We start from the raw sequence: 17,983 nt of genomic DNA, 5'->3' as shown, positions 1-17,983 counted from the left end.
GGGAGCGTGACATGCCAGCCACAAACATCAATATCGGCGAACCATGGATGTGGGGCGCCTTCATCGTCTTCGTACTTGCCATGCTGGCATTGGACCTGTTTGTCTTTGGTGGGCGCAAGGCGCATCGGGTGTCAGTGCGCGAAGCCTTGTCCTGGGTCATCGCCTGGTGCCTGCTGGCACTGAGTTTCGCGGCACTGCTCTGGTGGTATCTGCACGGTGCGTTCGGCGCCGAGATCGCCCGGGAAAAAACCCTCGAATTCCTCACCGGTTATCTGATCGAGCAATCGCTGTCGATCGACAACATGTTCGTCTTCGTGATGATCTTCAGCTACTTCGCCGTGCCGCCGGAGCTTCAACGCCGAGTGCTGCTGTACGGCGTGCTCGGGGCCATCGTGATGCGCGCGGTGATGATCTTCGCCGGGGTGTGGTTGGTGTCGCAGTTCGAGTGGCTGCTGTACGCGTTCGGCGTGTTCCTGATCTTCACCGGGATCAAGATGTTGGTGTTTGCCGACCACCAGCCGGACCTGGACAAGAATCCGTTGCTGCGCTGGGTGCGCGGGCATATGCGCATCACCAGCGGCTTTCATGGCGAACGCTTTTTCGTGCTGCAGAACGGCGTGCGCTGGGCCACGCCGATGTTTTTGGTGCTGGTGTTGATCGAGGCCAGTGACCTGATGTTTGCGGTCGACAGCATCCCGGCAATTTTCGCCGTGACGACTGACCCGTTCATTGTGTTCACTTCGAACATCTTCGCGATCATGGGTTTGCGCGCGTTGTATTTCCTGCTGGCGGACATGGCGGACCGCTTTCATCTGCTCAAGTACGGGCTGGCGATTGTGCTGGTGTTTATCGGCGGCAAAATGGTGTTGATGCCGTGGTTGCACATGCCGGTGGAGTGGTCGTTGGCGGTGGTGGGTGGGGTGATTCTGGGGTCGGTGCTGCTGAGCCTGGTGATGACCAGAGAAAGCGAACGCAGCACGGAATGACACACCACAAAACCCTGTGGGAGCGAGCCTGCTCGCGAAGGCGTCGGACCAGTCAACATCGACGTTGAATGACACACCGCTTTCGCGAGCAGGCTCGCTCCCACATTTGGATTGCGGTGATTGTTACTTGTCGGACTTGATGTTGGTCCACACCCGAGTACGCACACGCTCAAGTTTCTGCGGTAATGGCTGCACGACGTAGAGGTTTTTCAGCGCTTCCGGGGTCGGTGTCAGGTTCGGGTTGTCGGTGATTTCCTTGTTGATCAGCGGTATCGAATCCTTGTTCGCATTCGGGTAACCGAGGAAGTCACTGATCGGCGCGATCACTTTCGGGTCGAGCAGGTTGTTAAGGAATTCATGCGCCTCGGCGACGTTCTTCGCGCTCTTCGGAATGGCGAAGGTATCGAACCAGATCGGCGCGCCCTCCTTCGGCAAGCGCCAGTCGACCACCACGCCGTTTTTTGCCTCTTTGGCGCGATTGCCGAACTGGTAGAAGCTGCCGGAGTAACCGATGGCTACGCAGATGTCGCCATTGGCAATGTCGGTCATGTACTTGGCCGAGTTGAAATAGGTCACGTACGGACGAACCTTGAGCATCAGCTCTTTGGCTTTTTCATAGTCGGCGGGGTTCTGGCTGTTCGGGTCGAGGCCCAGGTAATGCAGGGCTAACGGCAGGATTTCCGTCGGCGAATCAAGCATCGCTACACCGCAGGATTTGAGCTTTTCCATGTTCTCCGGTTTGAACACCAGATCCCAACTGTCGACCGGCGCGTTGTCGCCCAGTGCGGCTTTGACCTTGGCCGGGTTGAAGCCGATCAGCACGGTGCCGACCATGTAGGGCACGCCGTACTGGTTGCCCGGATCGTTCTTGCCCAGCAGCTTCAACAGTTCCGGATCCTGGTGGCTCCAGTTCGGCAGTTTCGATTTATCCAGCTTCTGAAACACGCCAGCCTTGATCTGCGTTTCAAGGAACTGGTTGGACGGCACTACCAGGTCGTAACCGGAGTTGCCGGTGAGCAGTTTGGCTTCAAGGGATTCGTTGGTGTCGAAGGTGTCCCAGATCACTTTGATGCCGCTTTTTGCGGCGAAATCCTTGGGCACGGACGGCAGGATGTAATCCGCCCAGTTGTACACGCGCAGTTCGCGTTGCTCAGCCTGGACGGCGCTGGCCAACAGCGTCAGCCCACACACAGTGGCACCCAGAATGCGTTTCATCGTGACCATGGTTGTTCCCCAAAAGGCAGCGTGAGTTCGATGGTTTTTATGTTCTGTACACGGCAGCGGCTGTAAAGGTAGCCAAGGGTAAAAAAAGGTTCAGCGTCTGGTTATGGTTTTGATTCTTGCTGACAGCGTAGACGGATCACAGTGGGGGATGGGCCAAAAGGGGATCGATGTGGCCAATTTGAATGACCGCCGGGATACGCAAACAACAATGCCCGGCGAATGGCCGGGCATTGTGGTGAAGCGGATCAGCTCAGTCGGTATAACCCAACCTGGCCGCCCTGCTCTGCTGAGTCTGGCCGCGTGTCGCCAGGCAGTAATACAACGGCACGGTGATCACCAGGCCGACCAGCCAGGACAAATCCGCGCCCTCGACCAGATTGGCGTAAGGCCCGACGTACAGCGAAGTATTGGCGAACGGCAGTTGCACGATGATGCCGATGAAGTAAGCAATGATCGCGTGCAGGTTAAAGCGCCCGTAAACCCCGCCATCGGCGCGGAAGATAGATGTGATGTCGTAGCAGCCGCGCTTGATCAGGTAGAAGTCGATCAGGTTGATCGACGCCCACGGCACCAGCACCAGTAACAACGCCAGAATCAAACCGATGAACTCGGAAATGAAATCCGCCGACGCACCCAGCGCAACCACGCAGCAACCCGCGAGCACCACGCTCGACAACACGACGCGCACCTTGATGCTCGGCGTCCATTGGCTGGCAAATGTCTGGATCGAGGTAATGATCGACAACACCGCACCATACAGATTCAGCGCGTTGTGGCTGATGATATTCAGCAGAAACAACACCATCAGAATCGGCCCCAGCCACCCGGTGGATTGCTTGACTGCAACCATCGCTTCGGTGCCTTCCGGGGTCGCCAGCACCGCCACGGCGCCGAAGCTGAATGACAGAATCGTCCCCAGCGTCGCACCCAGATAGGTCGCCCAGAACGGTTTGGCAATGCCGATATCCGCAGGCAAGTAACGCGAGTAATCGGACACGTACGGCGAAAAGCTGATCTGCCAGATGATCCCCAGCGACACCGTCGCCAGCCAGCCGGACAAGTTAAAACTTCCGCGAGTGAGAAAGTCCGCCGGCAAGTCATGGGCGAAGATATAGATGAACCCGGCCAGCAACGCACTGCCCATCACCCAGGTACCGATGCGGTTCAGCGTGTGAATGAAGTTGTAGCCGATCACGCCAATCGCCGTGGCCGCGAGTGCGCCGATCAGAATGCTCAACGGCGCCGGCACCGACGGCGCGATGCCGACGATGGATTTACCGGCCAAGACGATGTTGGAAATGAAGAAACCTATGTAGATGATCGCGGCGAAGAACACGATCAGCAGCGCGCCGTAACGCCCGAACTGGCCGCGACTCTGGACCATTTGCGGAATACCCATGCGCGGGCCTTGCGCCGAGGCCAGCGCGATCACCACGCCGCCAATCATGTGCCCCAGCGCAATCGCCAGCAGCCCCCAGAGCAAATCGAGATGGAACACTTGAACCACCATGGCACCGGTGACGATGGGCAGGGGCGCAATGTTGGTGCTGAACCAAAGGGTGAATAGGTCGCGGGCCTTCCCGTGGCGTTCCGCGAGTGGGACGTAGTCGACCGTATGGTTCTCGATCAATGGATCTTGCCGGGACATCTGGGACATATGCATGAACTCGAGTTTGTCTGTTCTTATCGTTGTATGAAGCCAAACCGGGGGGGCTCTCTGGCCGCCCCTCAGATGCAGACCATATTATGGTATTCCAAACAATTCACAAGACTGATGCGTAGTTTACGGCGCTATCTGATACGCCATCCTCGCTGAAACCGCGGCCTGCAGACTAGCCGCAAGCCCTGTAAATGCTGAGTTTCCGACGAACGCGGCACGTTTATCGGTTCAGCTTAAAAGCCCTTGCAAAGATTGAATACTGGTATACCATCAGACCAACAAACACATAAAAACAGCACCACACCTGAGGACCGACCAATGATCGATGCCGCCATCTACAAACAAGTCATGGGCTCGTTCCCGTCCGGCGTAACCGTTATCACCACCCTGGACGATGACGGTCAGATCGTCGGCCTGACCGCCAGCGCCTTCAGTTCGCTGTCGATGGACCCGGCGCTGGTGCTGTTCTGCCCCAACTACAGTTCCGACTCCTATCCGGTGCTGATCAAGAACAAGCGCTTTGCCATCCACGTTCTGTCCGGCGGCCAGCAAAGCGAAGCCTACGCCTTCGCCCGCAAAGGCAAGGACAAAGCGCAAGGCATCGAATGGACCTTGAGCGAACTGGGTAACCCGATCCTGGCTAACGCGACAGCTATCATCGAATGTGAGCTGTGGCGCGAATACGAAGGCGGCGACCACGCCATCATGGTCGGCGCGGTGAAGAACCTGATCGTCCCCGAGCAAATCGCCGGACCGCTGGTGTACTGCCACGGCAAGATGGGCGCCCTGCCCGTCCTGGCCTGATCAAAACCTCCAGCCCTATGCAAATCAAATGTGGGAGCGAGCCTGCTCGCGAAGGCGTCTTGTCAGTCGCCATAGATGCCGGCTGTTACACCGCCTTCGCGAGCAGGCTCGCTCCCACATGTAGCCTCAACAACAAAAGATCCGAGGAAGCGTCATGAAATTTTCCCTGTTCATCCACATGGAACGCTGGGACGAAAGCGTCAGCCACCGCCAACTGTTCGAAGACCTCACCGAACTGACCCTGATGGCCGAGGCCGGCGGTTTCAGCACCGTGTGGATCGGCGAACACCACGCGATGGAATACACCATCTCGCCCAGCCCGATGCCATTGCTCGCCTACCTCGCCGCCAAAACCACCACCATCCACCTCGGCGCCGGAACCATCATCGCGCCGTTCTGGCATCCGCTACGCGTTGCCGGCGAATGCGCGTTGCTCGACGTGATCAGCAACGGTCGCATGGAAGTCGGCCTGGCCCGTGGCGCTTATCAGGTTGAATTCGATCGCATGGCCGGCGGCATGCCCGCCTCATCGGGCGGTCAGGCATTGCGCGAAATGGTTCCGGTGGTCCGCGCCCTGTGGCAAGGCGACTACGCCCACGACGGCGACATCTGGAAATTCCCCACCTCGACCTGCGTGCCGAAGCCAATCCAGAAGCCCAACCCGCCAATGTGGATCGCCGCCCGCGACCCGGATTCGCACAACTTCGCCGTGGCCAACGGCTGCAACGTGATGGTCACGCCGCTGATGAAGGGCGACGAAGAAGTCCTCGACCTGAAGAACAAATTCCAGACCGCGCTGGACAACAATCCAGATGTGCCACGTCCGCAACTGATGGTGCTGCGTCACACCCACGTGCACACCGCTGATAATCCGGATGGCTGGAAAGTCGGTGCGAAAGCCATTTCACGGTTTTATCGCACGTTCGATGCGTGGTTCGGCAACAAGCAAACCCCGGTCAATGGCTTCCTCGCACCGAGCCCGGAAGAGAAGTTTGCCGGGCGTCCGGAGTTTGAGCTGGAGAGTTTGCACAAGACGGCGATGATTGGTACGCCGGAAGAGATCATTCCGCGCATCAAGTACTACCAGGAACTGGGGGTGGACGAGTTCAGTTTCTGGTGTGACAACAGCTTGCCGCATGAGGAGAAGAAGAAGTCGTTGGAGCTGTTTATCAAGCATGTGGTGTCGGCGTTTCGGTGAGATTTCTTCTAACGTCTCACTCATGAAAACGCCCGAATCTCTTCGGGCGTTTTCATTTTTCACCATGATTCCTGGCGACACGTCGACCAGTTGCTACCTGAACGAAAGCATCGTCGCTCTCTTGGCTTCACTCATAAACGCTAGCCGCTGATAGGATCTTGGCAAAGGTTTTCCAGCTTGGTCGCAGAATGTCGGCGTCGCCAGAATTAAGAACATAACCTTCCATTGAATTGACCCAAGCCTCCATCGCGTCTAAAAACCTTTCAAGTGTCGAATTTTCCCACTCATCTGGTTGTCGCAACAGAGTTTCACGAAACGCATGAAGGAAATTCGCGAAATCCTCTTTGGTTTCAATTTCTTCAACTTGATCATCGAGATCCATACGTATCCTACTTACAAATGTCACGAACACAAATAATCACACCTTTGTTCAGCGTGGTCATTTTCTTTTTAACTTCCTTGCGTATCTCCGTCGCCGTAGCCGGAACGATCTTAACCGGAACGCCAGCTGCCGAGGCTGCAAGTAAGCGACGGTTGTCAAGGCTGTAAATCAAACCATCCTTTTCAAACACGCGGATCGGTGGTATTTCGGACGGCGAGATTATCCCCTTTCTCAATGCATCAATGGTTGAATCCAGAACCGTACCATCCCTGAAAACACCTGAAACACTGTCTTGCGTAAAACGGATATCGTTGGGGTTCGCATAGCCTGTGAGGTTATCCGGTAATTCGGCTGGCATTTTCATGCCGGTCTTTGGGGCGCGACTCGCTGCGGCTTTACCAGCTATGAAGGTTGCCATAGTCCCGACGATCGCCTGAACCTTCGGATCGGATATGTCAAGACCAAGCGACTGCACAAATGCTTCCGCAGAAGGTCTGGCTATTTCAGCCGTGGGTACAACACTCGCATCAATGTTGAGCTGGTGAAAGGCAGCAAAAGCCTGCTTCAGATCAGGAGGCAAATCGGTATCGTAGTCGCCGCGCTGGTAGCCTAAAACAGTGTTGTAAATATCAAGCGCTGCCTTCTGGCAACTTTTGGTATCAACTGCGCATACTTCTCTGAGCACCTTCTCGTTGGCGAGATGTTTTTCAAAATACTTTGAAGCAACACCTTCACAACTGTTCGTCGCTTTGCATGCTTGCAGCTCCTCCGCAAGCTCCTGCATTTGCGCGTGGTTCAAATAGTTGTATTGCGTTGCATTCGACGTGACATCGGAAGCGATGGATGCATCTCCACCGGTAATCGCGGCGGTCAATACTCCTACTAATTGAGATGCAGCCAGAAGATTACCGACTCCTTTCAGATATTCAGGACTGGATGGGTCTACGCCTTTCGGCAGGATTTTGTCAGCCAAAAAATCAACCAACGCCTCATTCGCACCCGCTGCAATCGCACCTGTACGGAAATCCCCGCCCATCGCCTCGGCCATCAAGCCACCCAGCGCGGCATGCATCACGACCTTGGTAACTTTTCCATGGTCGAATACGGTGATGTCACCAATCTTGTTGGCCGCTACTGCGCCACCGATGGCAACGACTGAGCCAAGCGCTGAAGAAACCAGGTTGTCCTGGAGACTCCCGCCCATGACTGCCGTTTTCGCCAAGGCATCAAATGTCGCCTTCATAGCCACACTTTGGACACTGTCCAGATCGAAGTGCAGATCTGTGGGGTTATACCCGAACTTCGAGGCAATACCTGCCGTGATTGCAGCAAAAACGTAACTCTTGAAACTCTCCGAAGAGATCACATCTTTGAAGGTCTCGCCCAAGTTTCCCTTGTTGTTGATTGCACTGGTGGCTGCCTGCCCTACCGCGGCAGAAAACGCCGCCGTGGCTGCCGCCGATGCAGCCGCGGCAATGGTTGCAGCCGTGGATGCGGAAGCACCTGCAGCGATTGCCGCAGACGAAGCCGCTTGACCTGCAGTAGCCCCTATCGTCGCGGCTGTTCCTGTTCCTGCTGTCAGTACAGAAACAATGATGACCACCGCCAGCATCGCCGCCGGCCCCATTCCGGAGTTGCTGTATTTGAACGACTCGTGGGTTTCCTTGACCATGCGCCAGTCAACATCACCGCGCTTCTCGGCTTCTTTCAACCAGGCCAGCCCCGGGTCTGCTTTGACCATTGCGTCGATTGTTTGACTGACCGACTTCTGGTTGATATCGCGCAGATCGATATTCAAGCCGTCAATGGCACTGATCACCAGATTGCCATTTGCGGTGAGTTCAGTCTGGCGCAACGTTTCATCAGTATTACCTCGGCCCTTGGAAGAACTCCATACCGAGCTTGAGCTGCTCTTTTCGTGACTCTCCTGATGCAGATCCTTGACGCCTTCGAAGGTGACTGAGCCGCCACTGGTAATGGTCAGGTCATTGCCACTGTCCAGTTTCGCGGCCTGATAGTGTTGATCGCCATTACTCACCAATACCATGTCACCACCCGAGGTGATCACACTGCCAATGTTATTGACCTTGGTCACCTCATCACGCTTGGTTTTACTGGAACCAAAAGAGCCCTTTTTCTTCTTGTCGTACAGAGAGTAATCAGAGTCCTGAGCCGCGAGAATATTCAGGTTGTTACCCGCTACCAGATACGCCTCGTCGCCCGCCGTGATCCGGCTGGAAACAACGGTCAGATCTTCGCCAGAACTAAGCGCCACACTGCCGCCCGCCGTCACACCTGACATGACCTGGCTGACATGATCCTCCTGAACCGTAAGCTTCTTGCTCTTGGACAAAGAGTGCTGTTCGTCCGCCGCAGAACTGATGATCAGGTTTTCGGCTGCGCTCATCGAAACATCGCGTTTCGCATCGATCTGGCTGGCGATCACCGCCAGGTCGCGACCGGCCTGTGCTGTAAGGTCGCGACCGGCATTGACAGTCGCACTCAACTGAGTAGTGTCACTACTGTTGTGTTTGCTGTCGTGAAACACGCTGTTATTGACTTGTGTCGCTGCGATACTGAGATCGCGCTCGGCATCAAGATCCATGTCTCGACCGCTTTGCAGCACACCACCGGAGATATTTATGTCGCGGCCGGACATGATGCTCAGGTCATTGGTGGCTTCGATACGTGCAGCGGTATCAGCAAAGTCGTGATGCTGGGTACCGAAACGCGTGCTGCTGTCGGACGAGGTAATGGTTCGCTCGTTGATGACATCCCCGTTGAGAGTGTTCAGCGACACGTCACGCCCGGTGATGATGCCCCCGGACTTATTGATAATGTCGTTGGTCGCCAACAGATCCAGACGATTACCCGCTTCGATCAAGCCACTGTTGACCAGATCCTTGCCCGCCGTCGCCGACAGATTATTCGTCGCCTTCAACGTCCCGACGTTGTCCAGGTTCTCACCGGCAATCAGCGTCACGTCATTACCGGCAATCAACGCCCCGGTCGGGCCCAAACGGCCGTTGGCCTGGGCCAGATACACCACCGGCACCAGCACCTTTTCGCCATTCACTTCGTGCTCTTCGAGCCAGACGATGTCGTGGGTCAGTGCCGCGACTTGCTGCGATGTGAGACCGACGCCGACCGACAGGTTGAGCGCGTCCTTGCTGGCGATGGCGTTGTTCATCAGGTACTTGAACATGCCCTCGTTGGAGGTCTGGCCGTCGATGAAAGCCTGGCCGGTGCGTGCGGTGACGGCTTGCTGGATCAGACGTTGTTCATAGAGACCGTCACCGAGGCGCTTGGCGCTCTGGTCGGGGTCATAGCCGAGTTTTTCCAGCAGGTAGTCGGAGCTCATGAACGACTTGAGGTCGGTCAGCACCGGGTTGGTTTCGATCAGGTATTTGTGCGCGTTGGACGGCGCCTTGGTGTCCGGCAGACCCGTGACGCGGGTCACCGGGCGGGTGTCGATCGACTCCTTGGCGTCGTTGCCGCGATCTTTCATGCCCGGCCCGGCGGGGTTCACTGGCACGTTGACGTCAACCGTACTGGCGACGGCCTGAACCATGCTCGGGGTGCGATGGAAGGTGTCTACCGCACGCGTGCTGTCGGAAACTGCCGGCGGTGCATCAATGAAAAGATTGCGTGGGCCGCCGATGGTGCCTGCCACGATGTGCTCTTGAGTGTCGACGGTCTGCCCACCCACGGTCCAGGTTGGCGCCGGACCAGTGGCGCCCACGGGTGCACTGTCGTTGGCTCCCTGACCGCTCAGGCGGAACAAGCCGTTTTCACCGGTTGGCAGGGAGAAGCCTGGCAGGGACAGCGGATTGACTTGCTGTTGGGCAAGGTCCGGCGGCAGTTGGCTGTTGATGCGAATGACGGTGGTGCCAGTATTGCCGACATTGGTGCTGCCGACCTTGTTGGAGCCTCCGGTGGAGCCGTAATCTTCGTGGATCACGCTGTTTTGCAGAGTCTTGGTGGCCGTGATCGAAACATTGCCACCGGCCTGGATGACCGCATTGCGACCCGCGACGGGACTGGTGCCGTCAGTGGCCACTTCTTTATCAGAGGTCAGCGTGAAGCCCTGCAGCCTGGTCGGCATTTCGACAAGGTTATTGGGGTCGTATTGAGACTGCGGGCTGGTGTTGCCCCAGCTATAACCGGAGACAGTGAGATCGCCGACAGACTTGTTCGTCACCGAGTCCTTGATCACAACCACTCGTGTCAGACCACCGTCGTGACCGGGTTCCCGGCCCGTTGCCGAGGTAACCACACCTTGGGCAAAATTCCCCGTACCGTCAATGTAATAGACGTTCGGAAAGTCAGGGTTATTGCGCTGGTTGTACGCCACCACCTCCGGCATGAAGACATTGAAAGAGCCCAAGTCGATGGCGCCGGTACGGAAAATTCGCGTGCGCTCGATGCTGCCGCTGACCGCTCCGACGTTCCTCATGTTGTTGGCATTGATAGTGATGTTGCCGGAGGCGCTGAGCGTACTTTTGCTGTTGAGGAATTCACCGCCGTTGAAGATGAAATCGCTACCGGCCGTCAGCAACGATGAAGCCGTGGTGTCATTGTCCTGCCCACCTTCGAAGACCTCGTGGGCAATCAGGTTGACGTCGTAGGTGCCACCCGAACAATCGCCGCATTGAACGCCGATAAAGCCGGACACCAGTTTACGGTTCAGCGCGAAGCTCTGCGTCCCATCGTCCCCCGAGGTACGGTTGGCGAAGTTGGCGGCGTCAATCCTGAAGGTCTTGCCGCTCTCCATCGAACCTGACAGGTTCGACACCTGACTGGCCTGTGCGGTCCCGTAACCCTTGATCGTCACGTTCCCCAGCCCGTAGAAATCACCATTCTGGTTGGTCAGGTTGCCTACGCTGAGCGTCATGTCGTTTCCGCTGAAAATCAGCCCACGATCATTAAGCAATGAAGGCGTGTTGATGTTCAGGTTCTGCGCCGCACCCAAGGTGCCGTAATTGGCGAGGCTGCCGGCGTTGACGGTCAGGTCTTCGCTGGAGGTGATGCGTCCGGCATTGATGAGCTGACCGCCGACACTGATGGTCGAGGTCGCACCCGCCGCAAAGCTTCCAGCGGCACCGAGGTTCATCTGTGCGGCAGAGAGGTAAGTCCCGCTCTGACTCGACAGCCGGCCATTGCCGCTGTAGGCGCCGCTCAACTGCATATCGATCAAGCCGTCACTGGCGATCAAACCGTCGTTGATCCAGTTCCCACCGCGCACCTGCAACAGATCCGAAGCGAGCAACTTGCCGTTAGCGGCCTGACTGAACTGCCGAACATTGACGTTCAGACGTCCGGCCTGGATGACACTGCTGTTATTCCAGGTATCGGCATTGAGTTCCAGCAATCCGCCGGTGGTGATGCTGCCGCCGGCACCCATCACGTTCGCAGTGGAGATATCGAACCTGCCACGACCAACGTGGTTGAGTTGCCCGCCGTTATTGAGGAAGCTGCCAACGTTGACGGTCATGTCGGTGTTGGCGGTTTCCAGAACGCCGTTGCGGTTGTCGAGTTGCCCGCCGATCTGGAATTCGGTCTTGCCAGAGTTGCCCAGCGAACGCAGGCGGCCATTCTGGTTATTGACGCTAGCCGCTCTGACGTTCAGTTGCGTGTTGCTTTCAATGACACCCGCGCTGTTGCTCAGCGCGCCGCTGAGACCGAAGTCGATGCGCTCAGCGGCAATCTGCCCGGCGCCGTTATCCAGACCAGTGCCGCTGACGCTCACCAGGCCTTTTGCATAGAGCACACCGTTGCGGTTATCGAAACCTGCCGTGGTGATGACTGCATCGGCCGCTTGCGCGGAGATTCGTCCGCCGTTGTTGTCCAGCCCGGCCAATGCCGACACGATCAGACCCTGTGCCTGAATGATGCCGCCCTGGCGGTTGTTGTTGAGATCAAAGCCATTGCGCAACACACCGACGGTGCGCGCTTCGAGTGCGCCCTTGATGCTGGACAGAATCCCGCCACGGTTATCGATGTTGGCAGCACTGATACTCACATCGCCGTTCTGGGCGATGACTTTGCCGCTCTGGTTGTCGAGGTCACCGGTGACGTTCAGGGTCAGGCCGGTTTCGCTTTGCAGCGCGCCCTTGCCGTTATTCAGGCTCGCAGCCTTCAGTTGGAGGGCGGCGTTCTGGCTATAGATCAAACCGTCAGCATTATTACGCACTGCGCCGCTGGCGGTGATCTGCAACAGATCCCTCGCAGCGATGGTGCCCTTGTTGCTGTTGTCCAGCGACCCGGTCAGCAGTTCCAGAGTTTTCTGGCTGGCGAGTTGGCCGTTCTGGTTGCTCAGGTCAGTTACGCCCTTGATCAGCACCGGACCTGCGCCGGCCAGTCGGCCGCCGCTGTTGTTGAGGTCGCCGCTGAGGTTAAGGGTGATCGCGTCGTTACTGGCGATCTGGCCGCCACTGTTGTCCAGTCGCGAAACCGTGGCGGTGATCGCCTGCTGCGCATTGATCGCGCCGCCGACGTTGATCAGCGCCATGCTGACCAGATCCAGCACCGCATCGCTGGCAATCAAACCGCCCTGACTATTATTGAGCGCCCCGCTCAGCGTCAGGCTCTGCCCTGCGCCACTGCTCAGAATGCCTTTGTTGCTGTTATCGAGGCTGCCGGCCTTGACGGTCAGGCTGCCCTCGGCGACCAACGCACCCGCGCCGCTGTTGAGCAACGCGTCTTTGAGATCGACCGAGAGATCGCCGGACTTGCTGGAGAGCGTGCCGCTGTCGCGGTTGTCCAGGCTGTCGCCGCTGACGCTCAACCCCTGCCAACCGGACAGCAAGCCCTTCTGGTTGGTCAGTGTGGTGCCGCGCAGCAACAGTTTTTCGCCGCTGATCAACTTGCCGGCGCTGTTGTTCACTGCCCGGGCGATGACGTCGAAACTCAGGTTGCTGGAGATTTCACCGCGCTGGTTGTTCAGATCGCGCAGACGCTTGAGCGTCAACGGACCTTTGGCGGTGAGCAGACCGTTCTGGTTGTCGAGGTCGCCGTTAGCCAGGTCCAGTGTGACGGCTTTGTCGCCCAACAGGCGTCCACCGTTCTGGGTCAACGAGGTCAAGACAAGATTGATGTCGCCGGCAGCGGAGACTTCACCGCCATTGCTGGAATCCAGGCCGGTGGCGGTTAGCGACAAGCTGCCTTTGCTATTGATCAAACCATTGTCGCGGTTGTTCAGCGCCATCGCATTGAGCGTGATCGCGCTGACGCCCAACACTGTGCCGCTTTGGTTGTTCAGGTCGGCGCTGGTGATATTCAACGCTTGTGCGGCACTGATCAACCCGCCGGTATCGTTGCGCAGCAGACCATCGACCGTAAGTTCAAGATCGCCTCGGCTGACCAGGCTGCCGCCGCTGTTGTTCAGGCTCGCCGCCTGCAGCTCAATCGACGCGGCGCCGATCAAGCCTTTGACGTTATTCAGCGCGTTAGCGATGCGCAGGGTCAGCCCCTGATTGCTCAGCAGTTTGCCGTTGCTGTTGTCCAGGTTTTCAGCACTCAGGGTGAACGCTTCGGTGCTGGAAATCGTGCCGCCCTGGTTGTTGACGCCATTGAGTTGCTTGAGTAGCAGAGTGCCGGGCGCACTGATCACACCGTTGATGTTGTTCAGTTGGCCGTGGTTCAGGTCCAGGCTCAGGCGCGTGTTGCTGAACAGCTTGCCGCTCTGTTGATCGAAGCCTGCGACCGACGCCGTCAACGCCCCCTGACTGCCGATACTGCCTGCATTGCTGTTGGTGACCTGAGCCGCGACGAGGTTGAGGGTGTCGGCGCTGCTCAACGAACCGCTGCTGTTGTCGAAGGCACCGGTCGTGACCGTGACCGCACCTTTGCCGCTGACGATGCCCTTCTGGCGATTATCCAGACCGGTGCTGTTGAGCACGAGTGCGCCATCGGTGACGATCCGGCCTCCCTGGTTATCGACGATGCCAGTGCTGTCGAGGATCAGTTGCGCAGCACTGGACAAGCTGCCCTCGGTGTTGCTCAGTTGCGCGGCGCTGACGGTCAGCGCCCCTTCGCTGCTGACTTTGCCGAGGTGGTTGGCGAAGTCGCCACTGAGGCTCAGGCCCATGTCCTGTTGGCTGAGCAACTCACCGCCGCTGTTATCCAGCGCACGTCCCTGCAGCTTCAACAGCGTGCCCGCGTCGATCAGGCCTTTGTTACGGTTGAGCAATTGATCGACCGTCAGGGTCAGAGCCTTGCCGGTGAAAACCTTGCCGCCATCGCTGTTATCGATTTTTTTACCGGTAATCAGCAGCTCGCTATTGGAGGTGATTTCGCCGCCACGGTTGTCCAGCTCATCGACCGTCAGGGTCATGGCTTTGGTCGAGCCGAGCAAACCACCTTGACGGTTGTCGAGGGTCTCGGCGTTCAGTTTGAGCACACCGGTGGCGATCAGTTGACCGTCCTGGTTATTCAGGCTTTTGACCTGAACGCTGGCATCAGACTTGCCGGCGATGCTGCCCTGCTGGTTGACCAGCGCATCGGCGGTCAGCGTCAGTTCACCGTCGGCGACGAGTGTGCCGAGCTGGTTGTTCAGGGTCTTGTCAGTGGTCAGCGTGAGCAGACCACGGCTGCTGATCAAGCCATCCTGGTTATCGAGGCTGGCGGAATGGCTGTCCAGCGTCGCAGCGGCAATAACGCCTTTGACGTTGTTCAACGCTTGGGCAATGCGCAGGGTCAGCCCCTGCTGACTGATCAATTTGCCGCTGCTGTTGTCCAGATCGTTGGCGGCGAGCGTAAACGCTTGCTGACTAGAGATCTCGCCGTTCTTGTTGCTCACACCGTTGAGGTTTTTCAGCAGCAACGTACCAGGCGCGTTGATCAAACCGTTCTGGTTATTCAATTGCCCGTTGTTCAGGTCAAGGGTCAGATCGGCCTTGCTGAACAGTTCACCGCCCTGCTGATCCAGTCCGCGCACCGAAGCGGTAAGGGCTTGCTGACTGGCAATGCGCCCGGTGGCGTTGTTGACCTGCGCCGCTTCGAGGTCCAGCGTCGCGCCACTGATCAGCCGACCGCCCTGGCTGTTGTCGATATCACCGGTGGTGACACGTGTTGCACCCGCCCCCGAGATCAGGCCTTTGCGGCTGTTATCCAGCGTGCCGCTGTTGAGGGTCAACGTGCTGTCGGTGCTGATCGAGCCTGCCTGATTGAGCAGTGCTCCGGCGCTGGTGATGCGCAGGATGCCGGCGCTGCCCAGCGTACCGGCACTGTTATCGATCCGGCCGACCGTGGCTGTCAGCGCGCCTTCGCTGCTGATGTTGCCTTGAGCGTTGATCAAGGCATCGTCGAGGGTGATCACCAGTCCATTGAGGCTGTCGAAGCGACCGCCGCTGTTGTCCAGGCTGCTGCCGGTCAGCGTCGTGGTGCCTTTGGCACTGATCAGGCCTTTGCTCAGGTTGATCAGCTTCGCCACAGTGAGGCCCAGGTCGCTGCCGGCCAGCAGCTTGCCGCCGTCGCTGTTGTCCAGACGCTGGCCCTTGATGTTGAGCAGCAGGTTGCTGGAGATTTCGCCGCTGCGGTTATCGATCTCATCGACCGCCAGTGTCAGCGCTTTTGTGGTGCCGACCAGCCCGCCGTTGCGATTGTCGAGGGTCTTGCCGGTCAGGCTGAGATTGCCCTGCGCGACCAGCGCACCGCCCTGTTGTTGCAGCAAACCGATGGTGGCCGTCAGGTCGCCCTGACTGGAAATCCGCCCAGCAGCGTTTTGCACTTCGCCGGCCTTGAGGCTCACCGGACCGACTGCACTGACCAGACCGCCGCTGTTGTCCAGACGCGCGCCGGTATAGGCGACACCGGCCTTGCCGGTGACTTGGCCCTTGTCGCGGTTATCCAGTCGTTCGACGTTGAGCGTCAACTGTTGATCAGCCTGAATCACACCGGTACGGTTGTCCGCCGTATCGCTGCGCAGCGCCAACGTGGTTTTGCCGATGACTTTGCCGTCGCGGTTGTCGAGGCTGCCGGTTTGCGCGTCGATGATGCCCTTGGCGGTGATCTCGCCCTTGTTGCGGTTGTCGAGCACACCGCGCACACGGACGGTCATGCTGCCGTCACTGACCAGCACACCGCCATCGCGGTTATCCAGGCTGGCAGCCTGCAGGTTCACCGACTGGCCGGAGCCGAGCACACCGTCACGGTTGTCCAGCGCACCACGCAGATCGATATTCAACCCCAGGTCGCCGAGGATCTGACCGCTGCGGTTATTCACTCCATCGGCGCTGAGTCGGATGACAGCGTTGCTGGAAAGCTCACCATTGCTGTTGTCCAGCAGGCCGAAACTGCCGGTCAGGTTACCCGTGCTGTGGATCAACCCCTGAGTATTGAGCGCCTGATTGGCGGTCACGCTCAGCGTAGCGTTGCCAAGCACACGCCCCGCGTTGCGGTTGTCCAGAATACCGGCGCTGACCGCTGTGTTCTGTCCGTTCAGCGTGCCGCCCTGGTTGTTCAGGGTTTGCGCGGTGCTGACCGTCAGATTGCGGCTGGCGGTGAGCGTTTTGCCGGTATTGTCGAGGTTCTGTGCGGTGAGGCTCAGATCGCCGCTGGCATTGCGACTGCCATCGGCGTTGACGCCGGAGTCGATTACGCCGGCGTTGGTCAGTTGGCCGCCAGCGCTGAGATTGATGCTGTCGCGGGCCGCAAGGGTCTGGCGGTTGGTCAGATTGCCCTGGGTTTGCACATTGGCGCTGGTGCCGGCGTAAAGCGGGCCGCGTGCGTCGAGGCCGGCGGCCTTGATGTTGACCGCGCCGGTGGCCGAAGTTTCGGCCAGACTCAGTTGGCCGTTGGCATCAAGCTGAATATCACCGCCGCTGGCAATCAGCTTGCCATCGAGTTTCACCCCGACCCCGGCTTCGGTGCCGACCAGTTTGATCGCCCCGGCGTACATGCCGCCCAATGCCGAGGAGTCGATGGCCAATTGCGGTTTACCGCTGCCATCATCGGCGCGGGCCGTGGCATTCAGGGTTTGTGCGTTGACGTCGTTGCGCCCGGCAATAATCGTCAGGTTTTGTGCCTGAATCTCGGCGTTGATTTTCGCGCTGCGGGTGATGATTTCGAAGCGGTCGACGTTGGTCGCGTTGAGGCCCGCACCCTCGATGGCCACAGAACCTTGATCAACCTGAAAGCGATCCAGCCGGCCGTTGTCGAGCACCGGTTTACCGGTGGTCAGTGTCACCCGTGGTGCATTAATGAAGCCGCAACCGTTGCAGGTGATGCCATACGGGTTCGCGACGATGACACGCGCCGACTGCCCCGCCACTTCGGTGTAGCCGCGCAACTGACTCGGGTTGCCGCTGATGACTTCGTTGAGAATCGCCTGCGCCGAACCGCTGTTCTTCAGGTTCGGGTTGTCGACGATGTGCCCACCCAGTTGAGTGAGATTATTCTGCGTCGAGCCGTTGTTGAGGATCAGCCCCTGCGCACCAACGTTGTAGTCGTGGAACTGGTTGTGCGACAGGCCGCTGGCATTGGGCGTGGCAATGTTGATGATCGGCACGCCGTTGCCGGCGCGATCCAGCGAGGTATTCGGGTTGGCCACCACAATGCCGTCGGCCTGCGCCCACATCGGTTGCCAGAACATGACGTTCGCCAGCAGAAACGCCAGCCCGCGCTTGGGCATGCCCAGAAAGCGTTCGCGCTCTTTCACGGCCGCAGAAGGTTGAAGCGCAAGAAAGGCGAACTGACGAACGTCCATGTCGATGATCTCGAAAAGTTGT

General features: G+C 58.3%; 7 protein-coding genes and 1 pseudogene. 4 read left to right on the top strand and 4 right to left on the bottom strand.

What is annotated here, in order from left to right:
- The first annotated feature begins 11 nt into the window (after nt 1-11).
- Nucleotides 12-986 carry a TerC family protein gene (locus tag HU718_RS12795; protein ID WP_110720922.1) on the top strand — a complete coding sequence of 325 codons (975 nt, stop codon included), beginning with the start codon at nt 12-14 and terminating at the stop codon, nt 984-986.
- A gap of 16 nt (nt 987-1,002) precedes the next feature.
- Nucleotides 1,003-1,095 (top strand): annotated as a pseudogene (locus HU718_RS29640) (metal ABC transporter ATP-binding protein); the annotation flags it as partial.
- A 14-nt stretch (nt 1,096-1,109) separates the two neighbouring features.
- Here HU718_RS29640 and HU718_RS12790 read toward each other — a convergent pair.
- Together HU718_RS12790 and HU718_RS12785 are read right to left on the bottom strand one after the other, a co-directional pair.
- Nucleotides 1,110-2,210, bottom strand: a complete 1,101-nt coding sequence (locus HU718_RS12790; RefSeq protein ID WP_186614393.1) for a polyamine ABC transporter substrate-binding protein — start codon at nt 2,208-2,210, stop codon at nt 1,110-1,112.
- A 250-nt stretch (nt 2,211-2,460) separates the two neighbouring features.
- The gene (locus HU718_RS12785; protein ID WP_186614391.1) at nt 2,461-3,867 is read right to left on the bottom strand and encodes a purine-cytosine permease family protein; all 1,407 of its coding nucleotides are present in this window, start codon (nt 3,865-3,867) and stop codon (nt 2,461-2,463) included.
- 321 nt (nt 3,868-4,188) lie between these two features.
- Here HU718_RS12785 and HU718_RS12780 point away from each other — a divergent pair, with 321 nt between their 5' ends.
- Nucleotides 4,189-4,674 (top strand): flavin reductase family protein, encoded by a 486-nt coding sequence (locus tag HU718_RS12780; protein ID WP_016987069.1) that lies wholly within the window; start codon nt 4,189-4,191, stop codon nt 4,672-4,674.
- A 154-nt stretch (nt 4,675-4,828) separates the two neighbouring features.
- Nucleotides 4,829-5,872, top strand: a complete 1,044-nt coding sequence (locus HU718_RS12775) for an LLM class flavin-dependent oxidoreductase (RefSeq protein WP_186614389.1) — start codon at nt 4,829-4,831, stop codon at nt 5,870-5,872.
- Nucleotides 5,873-5,999: 127 nt separating this feature from the next.
- Here HU718_RS12775 and HU718_RS12770 read toward each other — a convergent pair whose 3' ends face one another.
- Nucleotides 6,000-6,254: a DUF7660 family protein gene (locus HU718_RS12770; protein WP_186614387.1), complete on the bottom strand. Its 255-nt coding sequence runs from the start codon at nt 6,252-6,254 to the stop codon at nt 6,000-6,002.
- A 7-nt stretch (nt 6,255-6,261) separates the two neighbouring features.
- Nucleotides 6,262-17,961, bottom strand: a complete 11,700-nt coding sequence (locus HU718_RS12765; RefSeq protein ID WP_186614385.1) for a two-partner secretion domain-containing protein — start codon at nt 17,959-17,961, stop codon at nt 6,262-6,264.
- Nucleotides 17,962-17,983 lie beyond the last annotated feature (22 nt).

The organism is Pseudomonas tensinigenes, assembly GCF_014268445.2.
Classification (GTDB): domain Bacteria; phylum Pseudomonadota; class Gammaproteobacteria; order Pseudomonadales; family Pseudomonadaceae; genus Aquipseudomonas; species Aquipseudomonas tensinigenes.
This window is presented reverse-complemented; position numbering and strand designations above follow the sequence as displayed.

Excerpts from the sequence above, each read along its gene's own strand:
- HU718_RS12780 (WP_016987069.1), top strand. The coding sequence starts at position 4,189 with ATGATCGATGCCGCCATCTACAAACAAGTCATGGGCTCGTTCCCGTCC.
- HU718_RS12795 (WP_110720922.1), top strand. The coding sequence starts at position 12 with ATGCCAGCCACAAACATCAATATCGGCGAACCATGGATGTGGGGCGCC.
- HU718_RS12775 (WP_186614389.1), top strand. The coding sequence starts at position 4,829 with ATGAAATTTTCCCTGTTCATCCACATGGAACGCTGGGACGAAAGCGTC.
- HU718_RS12785 (WP_186614391.1), bottom strand. The coding sequence starts at position 3,867 with ATGTCCCAGATGTCCCGGCAAGATCCATTGATCGAGAACCATACGGTC.
- HU718_RS12770 (WP_186614387.1), bottom strand. The coding sequence starts at position 6,254 with ATGGATCTCGATGATCAAGTTGAAGAAATTGAAACCAAAGAGGATTTC.
- HU718_RS12790 (WP_186614393.1), bottom strand. The coding sequence starts at position 2,210 with ATGGTCACGATGAAACGCATTCTGGGTGCCACTGTGTGTGGGCTGACG.
- HU718_RS12765 (WP_186614385.1), bottom strand. The coding sequence starts at position 17,961 with ATGGACGTTCGTCAGTTCGCCTTTCTTGCGCTTCAACCTTCTGCGGCC.